Raw genomic sequence first — 12,801 nt, 5'->3', positions numbered from 1 at the left:
GTCAGTAGTGACCCATCACGCCCTCGCGACGTGCCCACCGCTGACAGTAGGTGAACGCGGCGAAGCCGAGCCCGAGGTAGAGGGCGGCGGTGAGGACGAGCACCCCGAGTTCGTCGGCAGGCAGGTTCCAGAGGGGGATGCCGTCCTCCATCGCGCGCCGGAGGAGGTAGCTGCCCTGCGCCAGCGGGAGCCACTTGAGCAGCGGGTACTCCCCGACGGGGGCGGAGATGAGCCCGATGAACAGGAACTGGACCAGCTGGAAGGCGTTCTCGATGCGCTTGAAGCGGATGGCCAGCCCGCCGAAGACGAAGCCGACGCCGACCGCCGGGAGGATGGCCAGTACGCCGAGCGGAAGCACCGTCAGCGGATCGAGGGCGAGTGACTGTCCGGTGACCAGCAGCATGAACGCGAGCGTGGCCGTGCCCCACAGGAACGCCTCGGCGAGGTTCGTGAGCGTCTTTCCGAGCATCACTCGGCCGAAGCCGAACGGCGACATGAACAGCTGTTCGAGCGTCCCCCACTGCGCCTCGCGAGTCACGTTCCACGCGAGCCCGGAGTACGCCGAGATGGCCAGACTCCACAGCAGGTAGCCGACGACGAGCCCCCCGGTGGTGTCCTCCATCGCCGCCGGCGCGAGCGCCTGCCCGCCGAAGAACAGCACCAGGAACACGAGGAAGATGGTCCCGAGCATCGAGAGCGTGTTGACCGGGTAGCGCCACAGCAACACGAGGCGCTTCCGGGCGGACTGCCGGAGGAAGCCGAGGTAGCCGCGGAGCCCGCTGTCGATGGTCCCGGTGTCGGTGACGGTGCTCACGACTCGTCACCTCCGTCCGCACGCCCGGTGACCTCCAGGAAGACCTCCTCCAGGTCGGGGTCGTGGCCGTCGATGTCGACGAGACTCAGCCCGGCGTCCCGGAGGACGTCCAGCACGTCGTAGAGGGCGTCGCCGTCGGTGAGAGTGACGTCGAACCCGGTCCGATCACCGGTCTCGGTCCAGTCACCGGCATCGAACTCCCGGTGGAGCCGGCTGCGCGTCGACCCGCTGACCGTCCCCTCGACCGTGACCCGGTAGGCCTGTGTCTCGAACACCTGCACGAGGTCGTCGACCGAGTCGTCGGCGATGACCGACCCCTCGGAGAGGATGACGACGCGGTCGCAGATGTCCTCGACGACGTCCATGTCGTGACTGGAGAGGACGATGGTGATGTCCTCCTCGTCGGCGAGGCGACGGAGCTCTCGTCGGAGTTCGAGCGACGCCTCCACGTCGAGACCGAGGGTCGGCTCGTCGAGGAACACCACGTCGGTCCCCCTGGCGAGGGTGCAGGCCAGCGACACCTTCTGCTTCTGGCCGCGAGAGAGGCCGTTCACCGGCTGGTCGGCTTTCCCGGCGAGGTCGAAGGCGTCGAGCAGCCGGTCGTGGCGGTCCCGTGTCCCGGCGACGGACTGCCCGCCGAGAGCGGCGAAGAACTCGAGGTTCTCCCGCACCGTGAGCTTCCAGTAGACGTTTCGTGCGCCCTCCAGCATCGCGCCGACGTGGCGGTACACCGCTCGGGGCTGTTCGTGAGCGTCGATACCGGCGATCTCGACGGTGCCTGCGTCGGGGAGGACGAGTCCGAGCAGCGACTTGATCGTCGTCGTCTTTCCCGCCCCGTTCGGGCCGAGGATGCCGACCGTCGTTCCGCGTTCGATGGTGAGGTCGACAGCGTCGACGGCCCGGACCGCGTCCTCGCCGTCGCCGTACACCTTCGTCAGACCCTCGACGGCGATGGCAGGCGTGGACTCGGGTCCGTCGGTGTCGGCCGCCGCTGTCCCCTCCCGCCGTCTTTCGTGGGACGCGTTCGTGCTCATGGCTCTTCGTTGTGGAACCCACCCATTAACGATTTTCAGAAGGACCTTTCTGTAGGAAATCGTATACGTTTGGTCGAAACGTTTTGGGGTGGGCAACACGGGTACGGAACCATGGGAGAGTCCGACGAGTCCGACCCCGGCGACCGGCCAGTGCCACCGGACGAGCCCGCGCCGCCGGCCGACGCCTTCGAGCGGCTCGGCCACGAGATCCGCCTCGCGACCATCGAGGCGCTGGCCGAACAGCGCCGGGAGTCCTGGCTCCCACACGGGCTGCGATTCTCGGAGCTCCGCGAGGCGGTCGGGGTTCGAGACACGGGACAGTTCAACTACCACCTCGACCAGCTCCGCGGCTCGTTCGTCAGCCAGTTCGGCGACGAGTACGTCCTCACGAACGCCGGCTTCGAACTGGCCGGGGCGCTCCGGGCGGGGACGTTCGACCAGACCGCCGGACAGGTCGAGCGCCGGGCCGAACTCGACCACACGTGTCCGATCTGCGCCGACTCGCTCGACGCCGTCTACGAACACGGCTACCTCAGGGTGCTGTGTCCGGATCACGGACGGATACTGACGACGACGCTTCCACCGGCCGCCGTCAGGGGTCGCGAGCTGTCGACCGTCGTGGACCTCGCCAACGCCCGGACCCGCGACCAGGTCCAGCGGGTCCGCGCGGGTGCGTGCCCCCACTGCTGGGGGCGGAGCACCGTGACCGCGCCGGCGGTCCCGAGCGAGGAGTACCTCCGGACGGTCGTCGGCGACGATGACGACTGTGCGGATGCGGCCGACTACGAGCACAACCCCGACGAGGACGCCGTCCTCGCCGAGTGCTCCTGCGAGGACTGCGGAATGCGGTTCTGGCTTCCCGTGTCGGTCTGCGTGGCCCACCACCCCGCCGTCGTCGCGTACTACCACGACCACGGCGTCGAGATGGACGCCAGCTACCTCGACATGCCACACGCCACCGGCTCGAACGGCACCGTCGTCTCCGAGAATCCAGTCCGAATCGAGGTCGAGGTCGTCGTCGACGACGCCGACGAGAGACTCGTGCTCACGCTCGACGCCGCGACCGAGGTCGTCGACCAGCGGCTCGCCCCGACCGGCTGACTCACTGGAGCCGTTTCGTCGTCTCGACCAGCGGGTGTCGCGCGTAGTCCACGACCTGCACGTCTGCCAGCGACTCCAACCCCTCCTTGCGCGCCGTCTCGGCCATGCCCAGCTCCAGCGCCTCCGCCACGACGATGACGTAGGCGTCCATCTCGGTCATGTCGAGGCGCTCCGCCGCCATGACGCGGTGGTGGCCGTCCGCGAGCAGCAGCGTGCCGTCGTTGTCGATGACCACCAGCGGCTCTGCCAGCCCGCGCTCCAGCTCGTAGCGGCGTCCCTCCAGCTCGTCGGCGTACACCTTCTTCTGGGTGGGGATGAGCCGGTCGAGTTCGACCCGGCTGTGCTTCTGGTCCAGCGTCACGCCGTGGATGTTCTCCAGCGTGCGTCGCAGCTTCCCGACCTTCTCCGGCGTCGCGCGCTCGATCTGGCTGCGGATGACGTCCGCGTTCGAGATGATACCGACGAGGTTGCCCGCGTCGTCGACCACTGGTAGCTTCTGGATGCCCGACCGGAGGATGACCCGGGCGGCGTCGGTCACCTTCATCTCCGGGTGGGCGACGATGAGGTCCGTCGTCATCACCTTGAAGATCGGTTCGTCGTCGCCGGCAAGCAGCAGGTCGCGGGCGCTCACGAACCCCTCGACTCGACGACGTTCACAGACGGGGAACCCGCTGTGCTCGTTGCTCTCGTCGATCCGCTCGGCGATCTCCCGTACCGTCGCGTCAGGCGACACCGTCACCACGTCCTGGGTCATGTAGTCCCTGACCCGGGGTTTCCCGTGCTCACTCGACTCCTCGTCCATAGCACCCGGTAACCGTTCCGTGGGCAAAAACCTGCGTCCTCGCGACGGCGTTCACGTCACCCTTCCACAACAATTATATTGCACATTGCATTGCGTAAGTTCATGTCTGATATAGACGATAGAATCGTCGGGGTCGGTGTCGCGTTCGTCACCACGCTGTGGTCGTGGGTCGTGTTCTCCGCGACGATGGCGCTGTTCTCGGGAGACCGGGCGACAGCCGCGATACTCGGGCCGAACTCCACGCCCGCGATGTACGACCGCGTCGGGCCACAGATACCCGGGTACTGGGGGACGTTCGTGCGGACGCTCACACTCGACGGCCGTCAGTCCTGGGTGATCCAACAGGGAGCGCCTGGATGGGAACTCGTCGGCCAGTCCGCCGGGCGGACGATGAAACTCGTGGTCGTCGCGCTGGTGCTCGCCCTCCTGATCGCCGTTCCGCTCGTCGTGCTGTCACAGGTGGACGTGGGCCGACGGGCCGTGGCCGGCTTCAGTCTCCTCGGTGGCATCCCGACGTTCATCTGGTGTCTCTTCGCGCTCGACTTCGCGAAACACCCTGGCAGCCACATCATGCCTCGGACGTACGCCGAGATGCTCGTGCCGGGTGCGACACTGGCGATTCCGCTGGGCCTCGGACTCACACGCATCGTGAGCCGCTACGACGTAACCGATGTCAGGACGATGGTCCGCGACGTCCTGCTCGACGGATGGCTGTACGTCGTCTGGATTCCCGGTGCACTCGTGGTGGTCGAGACCGTCTTCGCGGTGAACGGCGTCTTCTACCTCTGGTTCCAGGCGCTCGTCCAGGGTGACTTCCCGCTCTTTACGCTGCTCTCCTCCGTGTTGGTCGCGCCGGTGTTGTTCTGTGCGTTCGTGAGAGACGTCCTCCTCGCGGTCATCCTTCCGGAGAGCACGTCGTCCACCCCCACACGGAGCGTCGCTGCAGACGGTGGCACCACCTCGGTACTGCCACCACTCCTCTCCGCGGTCCGCCACAGCCGAGTCACGCAGGCGGCCCTCGGGCTGTTCGGCCTGCTCTCCGTGGTGGGCCTCGTCGGGTCACAGCTCACTAGCCGCCCGGACCGATGGGCGAACAAGCAGACGGTCCAACCGTACCAGCTGTTCGACGCCCTCGCCGCCGTCACGCTCACCGCCGTCATCGTGTTCCTGGTCGCGGCGGCCGTCGGCGTCGGACTCGGCCTGCTCGCAACAGGGACGTCGCTCCCTCGCCACCTGAATCGGGTGCTCGACCCCGTCGCGAACCTCCCCTTCGCGGTGTTCTTCGTCGCCTGGCTCATCTACCTGGAGTCGCCCGACCGCCTGGTGACACAGCTCCTGTTCGGTGGTGTCGGCGGCCTGGCCGTGGCCCCCATCGTCGCCCGACGGTTCGAACGCGAGGCGACTGAGGGGCGGGGCGAGACCGCCGTACTGGCGGCGACAGGGGTGGCGATCAGCGGAGCGGCACTCGTCGTCTTCACCGTCACCGAGCTGAGCTTCCTCGGGTACGGACTCGGCGACCTCTGGCTGAACACGACCGACGTCACCCTGGAGTCACGGCTCTGGAGCTGGCTCGGCGTCCTGGCCGTCCCCGCGGTCACGCTGTTCCTGCTCGGCGAGGGGCTCCGCCGGTACGAGCCGACCGCGTGACGGTCAATCGCCGCCGTCGTCCGGCTCCAGCGGGATGCCACCCGGCTTCGGCTCGGTCACGAGGGGGCTGTCCCGCGGCCGTTCGTACCACGCGTCGAAGAAGCGGTCGGTGATGACGTCGCGGATGGCCTCGTCGCGTTCGTCGTCGCCGTCGAACTCGCCGAAGGCCTGTGTCACTGGAATCTGCGCGCCGGCCATGTCGGCGTGCCCGCCCGCGCTGCCGATCTGGTCGAACGCGGCCCGGAGCGTCTCCCCGAGGTCCACGTCGGTCCCGCGGGCACGTGACGAGACGTAGGTCGTGTCGTCGATGAAGCCGTACACCAGCGTGCAGGTGATGCCGTCCATCGTCAACAGCTTGTCCGCAGCCTGGGGGAGCGCGTCCCGGTCTGAGATGGAGCCGACGCCGGTGACGAGCACCGAACCACGCACCTCGCGGTTCTCGATCGCCCGGGCCAGCGTATCCAGGGTCTCACCGTCGACGCTCGGCGACTCGATGCGGTCGAGCACCGCCTCGTCCACGAACGGGAGCAGCCGGGCCGCGGCCTCGAAGTCCAGCCGCGAGGCCTCCCGTCTGAACTCGTTCGTGTCGACCTGGATGCCGTACAGGAGCGCGGTCGCGGTGGACTCGTCGAGCGGGACGCCCAGCCGACTGAAGTGATCTGTCAGCAGCGTACTTGTCGAACCCACGTCCGTCCTGAGGTCCTGATAGCGGCCCTGGACCGGCCCGCGTGGCGGGTGGTGGTCGATGACGATGTCGACGTGGAGCTCCTCGGGCAGCTGGTCGTTGACGCTGGGACGTGCGTGGTCGACCAACGCGAAACCGCCGAACTCCCCGATGTCGTCATCGGGGCCGAGCGTCCGCAGGTCCAGGTCGAGCAGGTTCACCATCGCGCGGTTCTCCTGATGGGAGATCTCTCCGTAGTAGCACGCCTCCGCGTCGGTGCCCGTGGCCTCGGCCAGCCGACACATGGCGACGCCGCTCGCGATCGCGTCCGGGTCCGGGTTGTCGTGCATCACGACCGCGAGCGTGCCGTCGATCTCCGCGAGCACCTGCCGGAGCCGGAGAGAGTCCTCGGCCGCCTCGCCCGAGACCCGGTCGACCGCCCGGGTCGCCACAGCATCGGTCGGGTCCACGACGCGGTCGGCGACCGACCGGAGTGCCTCGGCATCACCCTCGGGGCCCGCGTACGCCAGCAGAAAGGCACCGGGGAAGCGCCGCCGTGCGGCGACGGCGACGCGCTGGTTCTGTCGAGCGTCGTCGCTCGCGACCACGACAACGCCCGCGTCGTCCAGCGCGGCCAGCGTCTCGGGGTCGCTCGGGTCGCCGACCGTCGCGTCGACACCCTCCTCGCGGAGCGTGGTGACGCGACTCTCGGCCTCGCAGACGACCCGCTCCGTCCCGGTCCAGCCCTCGGTGGCCTCCAGCAACCGCTGGCCGACGGCCCCGCAACCGAGGAAGAGCCGGGTTACCATACTGCGGTGGTTCCACTCCGCGGGCTAAAACGTATCGACACGAAAGAGGAGTCGGCCGGCCTACAGCAGGGCCGCGGCGGCCTCGACGGCCGCGTCCGAGACCGGACCGAACACGCCGTACATCGCGGTCGTGACGACCGCAGCGAAGATGACGGCCGCGTACAGCCCGACCGGGCGACTCGAGATCTCGAGCGGCTTCTTGTCCGCCGGCCGCTCGTCGAACCAGAGCGCCTTGACGAGCTTCGAGTAGTAGTAGAGGCTCACGGCGCTGTTGACGATGGCGACGGCGGCCAGCCAGACGAACCCGCTGTTGACGGCCGCACCGAACAGCAGGTACTTGCTCAGGAAGCCACCGAACGGCGGCAGCCCGGCCAGCGAGAACATGAACACCGTCATCGCGACGGAGGCGACGGGTGCCTGCCGGCCGAGGCCGGTGAAGTCCTCGAAGGTGCGGCCGACGTCCCAGTACTCCGCCAGCGCGATGAACAGGAACGCCCCGGTGTTCATGAACCCGTAGACGAACAGGTGCATCATCCCGCCGGCGAGCACGAACTGGCCGGCCTCGATCTTCGCGGTGGCGGACGCGCCGCCACCCGAGAGCGCCGCCAGCGACATCAGGACGTAGCCCGCGTGCCCCACGGAGGAGTACGCGAGCATCCGCTTGACCTTGTCCTGTGTGACGGCGGCGAGGTTGCCGAGCGTCATCGTGACGACCGCGAGAATCTGGAAGACGAGCACCCAGTCCGCACCGAGCACGAGGAACTCGCCGCTGCCGACGCGCAGGAACGCCTCGGTGAACACGCGGAAGGCGATGACGAAGCCGGCGGCCTTCGACGCCGACGAGAGGAACGCGCTGATGGGAGCGGGTGCGCCCTCGTACGCCTCCGGGGCCCAGAAGTGGAACGGGACGGAGGCGGTCTTGAACGCGATACCGCCGACGACCATCACCACGCCCATGCCGAGCAGGCCCGTGAAGTCGCCGGTGATGGCCTCTTGCACCGCCGTCAGCTGGAGCGAGCCGGTCGCGGCGTACACCAGACTGACACCGTAAGCGAAGATGGCGCTGGACAGCGCGCCGACGAGGAAGTACTTCAGCCCCGCCTCGACGCTACCCTTGTTCTCCTTCAGGAACGCGACGAGTGCGTACGACGGCAGCGACGCGAGCTCGAGCGCCACGAACACGGTGACGAGCGAGTTGGCCGACGCCATCAGCGTCATCCCAGTCGCTGCCAGGAGCACCAGCGCGTAGTACTCCGCCTGGTAGCTGTGCTCTGCGAGGTAGTTGTAGCTCGCGAGGGTCACCATCGCCGTGACGCTGGCGACGATGACCGCGAACAGGAGGCTCATGCCGTCGACGACGAGCGCGTCGCCGAACGGGTGGACGGCCTCACCGCTGAAGGTGAACAGGTACGCGGCGGCGACGCCGAGCGCGCCGAGCGCGCCCGCCGTCGACAGCCCCGCGATGAGGCGGCGGTTGCCGGTGGCCGGGTCGACGAACAGCGCGATCCCGAACATCGCGAGCAGCGTGAAGCTGACGAACGACCAGCCTGCGGGCCCGAGCCCGAGCGCGTCGGGCAGCGCGATGGCGACGCCCGCCACCGCGAGCGAGCCGACCAGCGTCAGCGCGGCGATGGGGCCCTTCGTCGACCGACCGATGCTGTCGACGTACAGCACGAGCAGCCCGGTCAGGCCGAGCAGGAACGCCGGAGCCAGCGTGAGCCAGGTCGTGTCCGCCATCAGGCACCACCCCCGACGAGGTCCGCGACCGGCCCACTCGCCTCACGGATCATCTCGAAGAAGATGTCCGGCTGCGAGCCGAGCGCGATGATCAGCACGAGCAGCACCGCGAGCGGTGCGATGTCGTGCAGCGGTGCGCGACCGACCTCGTAGTCGGTCTCGAGGCGGTACTCGCCGAACAGCGTGCGTTGCATCGCGAACAGCAGATAGCCGGCGACGATGACGATGCCGAACATCGCCACCGCGGTGAACGCCGGCAGCAGGTCGTAGTTCGGCACGTCGAACGCGCCGGCCTGGAACGCGCCGAGGAACACGTAGAACTCGGCGGCGAAGCCGGACATGAGCGGGAGGCCCATGTAGCCGAACGCGCCGGCGATGAAGATGCCGACCGTGTACGGCATCTTCGACGCCATGCCGGACATGTCGGTCACCATGCGCGTGTGGGTCGTGTTGTAGATGACGCCGACCGCCATGAACATCAGCCCCGAGATGAGGCCGTGGGAGATCATCTGGAACGTCGCGCCGCCGACGCCGTACAGCGTGTAGGCGGCGAGTCCGAGGATGACGTAGCCCATCGAGGAGACGGAGGAGTACGCGACGATGCGCTTGAGGTCCGTCTGTGCCAGCGCGAGCATCGCGCCGTAGATGATGGAGACGACGGCGAACGCGGCGATGATGAGGATGTTCGCACGTGCGACGTCCGGCAGCATCGTGAAGTTGAACCGCAGCAGCGCGTAGGTCCCCATCTTCAGCAGGACACCCGCCAGGAGCACCGACACAGGCGTCGGTGCCTCGACGTGGGCGTCCGGCAGCCAGGTGTGGACCGGGACGACCGGGACCTTCACCGCGAAGCCTGCAAAGAGCGCCGCGAACGCGGCGACCTTCAGCGTCTCGCCGCCGACGAACGCCAGCTCGTCGGGCTGGACGTTGTCGACGACGAGCGCCTGTGCGGTCTCCGGCAGCGCGAACGTCGAGACGGCGTCACCGAGCCCGAAGACGAGCGCGGTGTAGCCGACGAACATCACCAGCGAGGCGACGTTGGTGTAGACGAACATCTTGATGGCCGCGTACTTCCGGCGCGGGCCACCCCAGACACCGATGAGGATGTACATCGGGACGAGGACGGCCTCCCAGAACACGAACCAGACGAAGAAGTCGAGCGCCGTGAAGACGCCGAGCAGCCCGGCCTCGAGGAACAGCACGAGCCCGTAGAACTGCGACTGCCGTTCGTCGATGGGCGTCCACGCACTCACGAGTGCGAGCGTGACGAGCACGGTCGTCAGGACGACGAGCGGCATGCTGATGCCGTCGACGCCGACGAACCACTCGATGTCCGGCAGCGGACCGAGCGCGAGCCAGGTCTCCCGGCTCGTGAAGGCGGTGTCGCCACCGAGCAGCGCGTTGCCTGTTGCGTCGTACGTGGCCCACATGCCCAGACTCCCGACGAGGGGAATCAGGCTGAAGGCCGTCGCCAGCTTCGCCGCGTAGCGGTCGGAGCCAGCCATGACGACGAGCGATCCGACCAGCGTGACTGCGATGAGCGCCTCTATCGTTCCATTCATCATGCGAACCACCCTCCTGTGACGCCGACGATGAGCAGCAGGGCGACGAGGCCCAGCGCGAGCAGCGCGGCGTAGTTGGTGACGACACCGGTCTGGATCCGCTTTACGTACGAGCCACCGGTGAGACTCGTGCGACCGACGCCGTTGACGACGCCGTCGACGATGCCCTGGTCGAACCGGTCGGCCACCTTCGCGAGGGGCAGCGTCAGTCCCGAGGCCAGCCAGACCTGGTACTCGTCCTGGTAGTAGTTGTTGTACCAGAGCGTCTTCAGCGGCCCGAGCTTGTCGGTGTGCTCTGCGGGTTCACCCGTGTAGAGCATGAACGCGACGCCGACGCCGATGACGGCGAGCGCCAGCGACGCACCGGCCGCGATGAACACCGGGAAGTCCGCCGCCGTGATGTGGGCGTACTCGTGGAGCAGCCCGTTCTCGCTGCCGGTGTAGTGGTGCGCCGACAGCAGGTGGATGGCCTCGTTCTGTGCCTCCTCGCCCTTGTCGAGGAAGTGGTGCAGCTCCTCGATGCCGAGCGGGACGGCGTTGACGAAGCCGGCCACGGTGGCCAGCACGCCGAGGACGACGAGCGGGACCTTCACGTTCCAGCGGACCCCGTGGGGGTCACGAGCCGTGTCGGACCGCGGCTCGCCGTGGAAGGTGAGGAACACCATCCGGAAGGTGTAGAAACCGGTGAACAGCACCGCGAGCAGGCCCATGGCGTAGGCGGCGAGGAACATGTTGCCGACCATGCCGCTCGTGCCGAGACCGTGGACGAGCGTCTCGTAGAGCGCCTCGTCCTTGGACCAGAAGCCCGCGAACGGGACGATGCCAGCGAGTGCGAGCGACCCGGCGAGGAACGTCGCGTAGGTCACGGGCATCTTGTCCTTGAGGCCGCCCATGTCCCACATGTCCTCGTTGTGGTGCATCGCGATGATGACCGACCCCGCACCGAGGAACAGCAGCGCCTTGAAGAAGGCGTGGGTCATCAGGTGGAAGGTCGCCGCGACGTAGCCACCGCCGCCCAGCGCGAGCATCATGTACCCGTACTGGGAGATGGTGGAGTACGCGAGCACCTGCTTGATCTCCCGCTTGACGACGCCCATCGTCGCCGCGAAGAGCGCGGTGAACCCGCCCGTGAGTGCGATGACCGCGAGCACGGTGGGCAGCAGCGCGTAGAAGCCGTACATCCGGGCGACGAGGTACACGCCGGCCGCGACCATCGTCGCCGCGTGGATGAGGGCGGAGACGGGCGTCGGGCCCTCCATCGCGTCCGGCAGCCACGTGTGCAGCGGGAACTGCGCGGACTTGCCGACGACGCCACCGAGGACGAGCAGGCCGAGGATACCGAACCACGCCTGGGGACCGAACCCGAGGAACGTCGTCGCGGCACCGGCCGTGCCGTCGAGCGCCTGCTGGGCGAGGACGGGGAAGGACTCCTGTCCCTCGGTCCCGACGAAGCGGGCCGTCCCGAACGTCGCGACGATGCCGACGACGCCGATGAGGAAGAAGTAGTCACCGAAGCGGGTGACCAGGAACGCCTTCTTCGCCGCCGACGGCGGGCCGTCCTGACGGAACCAGAAGCCGATGAGCAGGTACGAGCAGAGCCCGACCAGCTCGAAGAACATGAACGCCATCAGCAGGTTGTCCGCCATGACGAACGCGAGCATCGAGAACGTGAACAGCCCCAGTTCGGAGTAGTAGCGGGGCAGTCCCGTCTCGCCCTCGTCGTTCATGTAGCCGAGACTGAACACGTGGACGAGGAAGGCGATGAGCGACACGATGACGAGCATCATCGCCGACAGCGGGTCGATGAGGATGCCGAAGTGAAGCGGCACCTCCTCGGCGCCGGACCACGTGAACAGGTCCTGGTGGTGCGCTGCGCCGCCGTACACAGTCACGAGCGCGAACAGCGAGAGCACCAGCGAACCGCCCGTCGCGGCGATACCGGCCGACGCCCCCTTCTTCGGCATGTAGTTGCCGAGGGCGAGCGCGACGAGGAACGACGCGAACGGGAGCGCCACGATCGCGGGCGCGAGCTCGAATGCGAGTTCTCCTGCCATCGTTACCACCTCATTGTTGCAGCCTCAGCCACGTCGATGTCTTCGAAGTTGCGATACAGCACGAGGATGATGCCGATACCGACGGCGACCTCCGCGGCGGCGAGTGCCATCGTGAAGAGCGCGAACACCTGGCCGGTGAGATTGCCGTAGTACTGGCTGAACGCGACGAGGTTGATGTTCGCCGCGTTGAGCATCAGCTCGACCGACATCAGGAACAGCAGGGCGTTCCGCCGGGTCAGGATACCGAACAGGCCGGTACAGAACACCGCCGCCGAGAGGATGAGATAGTAGGTCGTGTCGACTGCCATTCAGTTGTCACCTCCGTCTTCCGTGCCGCCGTCGGCGGCGACCTGTCCGGCACCGGTGCCGGTCGGCTCGTCCACGTCGCGCAGGCCGAGTGCGGTGACGACCTCGCCGCCTTCGTCGCGGCGGGCGAGGACGACCGCGCCGACCAGTGCCGCGACGAGCACCAGGTCGATGATCTCGAACGCGACGAGGAACGTCTCACCGGGCGCCGAGCGCTGGTCGCTGTCGATGCCGAACATCAGGTACCCGATGTTCTCGGTGATGCTCGTCC

Annotated in this window: 10 protein-coding genes; 2 read left to right on the top strand and 8 right to left on the bottom strand. The window is 67.7% G+C overall.

Annotation, left to right across the window (positions count from 1 at the left end; genetic code table 11):
• Position 1: 1 nt before the first annotated feature.
• A complete protein-coding gene (locus tag NOW55_RS11940) occupies positions 2–814 on the bottom strand; it encodes an ABC transporter permease (protein WP_256400316.1) in 813 nt (270 codons plus the stop codon).
• Positions 811–1,848: an ABC transporter ATP-binding protein gene (locus NOW55_RS11935; protein ID WP_256400315.1), complete on the bottom strand. Its 1,038-nt coding sequence runs from the start codon at positions 1,846–1,848 to the stop codon at positions 811–813. The genes NOW55_RS11940 and NOW55_RS11935 overlap by 4 nt, the downstream gene beginning before the upstream one ends.
• Positions 1,849–1,959: 111 nt before the next feature.
• Between NOW55_RS11935 and NOW55_RS11930 the strand changes: the two genes are divergently transcribed.
• On the top strand, positions 1,960–2,949 hold the full coding sequence (locus NOW55_RS11930; RefSeq protein ID WP_256400314.1) for a DUF7351 domain-containing protein: 990 nt from the start codon (positions 1,960–1,962) through the stop codon (positions 2,947–2,949).
• A gap of 1 nt (position 2,950) precedes the next feature.
• On the opposite strand, the gene NOW55_RS11925 is transcribed toward NOW55_RS11930, so the two are convergent.
• Entirely contained in the window at positions 2,951–3,751 is an 801-nt protein-coding gene (locus NOW55_RS11925; RefSeq protein WP_256400313.1) for a CBS domain-containing protein, read from the bottom strand.
• Between the two features lie 102 nt (positions 3,752–3,853).
• Between NOW55_RS11925 and NOW55_RS11920 the strand changes: the two genes are divergently transcribed.
• Positions 3,854–5,398 carry an ABC transporter permease family protein gene (locus NOW55_RS11920; protein ID WP_256400312.1) on the top strand — a complete coding sequence of 515 codons (1,545 nt, stop codon included), beginning with the start codon at positions 3,854–3,856 and terminating at the stop codon, positions 5,396–5,398.
• Positions 5,399–5,401: 3 nt separating this feature from the next.
• Here the strand turns inward: NOW55_RS11920 and NOW55_RS11915 are convergent, their stop codons facing one another.
• The 5 genes from NOW55_RS11915 to nuoK all read right to left on the bottom strand — a co-directional run bounded on the left by NOW55_RS11915 (position 5,402) and on the right by nuoK (position 12,532).
• Positions 5,402–6,871, bottom strand: a complete 1,470-nt coding sequence (locus NOW55_RS11915) for a DHH family phosphoesterase (RefSeq protein WP_256400311.1) — start codon at positions 6,869–6,871, stop codon at positions 5,402–5,404.
• A 60-nt stretch (positions 6,872–6,931) separates the two neighbouring features.
• Complete coding sequence (locus NOW55_RS11910) at positions 6,932–8,386, bottom strand: NADH-quinone oxidoreductase subunit N (protein WP_256400416.1); 1,455 nt, start codon at positions 8,384–8,386, stop codon at positions 6,932–6,934.
• Between the two features lie 221 nt (positions 8,387–8,607).
• Positions 8,608–10,170, bottom strand: a complete 1,563-nt coding sequence (locus NOW55_RS11905; RefSeq protein WP_390292972.1) for a complex I subunit 4 family protein — start codon at positions 10,168–10,170, stop codon at positions 8,608–8,610.
• On the bottom strand, positions 10,170–12,224 hold the full coding sequence (nuoL, locus tag NOW55_RS11900) for an NADH-quinone oxidoreductase subunit L (protein WP_256400309.1): 2,055 nt from the start codon (positions 12,222–12,224) through the stop codon (positions 10,170–10,172). Before nuoL ends, NOW55_RS11905 begins: the two co-directional genes overlap by 1 nt.
• Before the next feature lie 2 nt (positions 12,225–12,226).
• On the bottom strand, positions 12,227–12,532 hold the full coding sequence (gene nuoK, locus NOW55_RS11895; protein ID WP_256400308.1) for an NADH-quinone oxidoreductase subunit NuoK: 306 nt from the start codon (positions 12,530–12,532) through the stop codon (positions 12,227–12,229).
• Positions 12,533–12,801: the final 269 nt, after the last annotated feature.

Origin of the sequence: Haloarchaeobius litoreus (assembly GCF_024495425.1) — an archaeon.
In the GTDB taxonomy this organism is placed as follows: Archaea; Halobacteriota; Halobacteria; order Halobacteriales; family Natrialbaceae; genus Haloarchaeobius; species Haloarchaeobius litoreus.
This window is presented reverse-complemented; position numbering and strand designations above follow the sequence as displayed.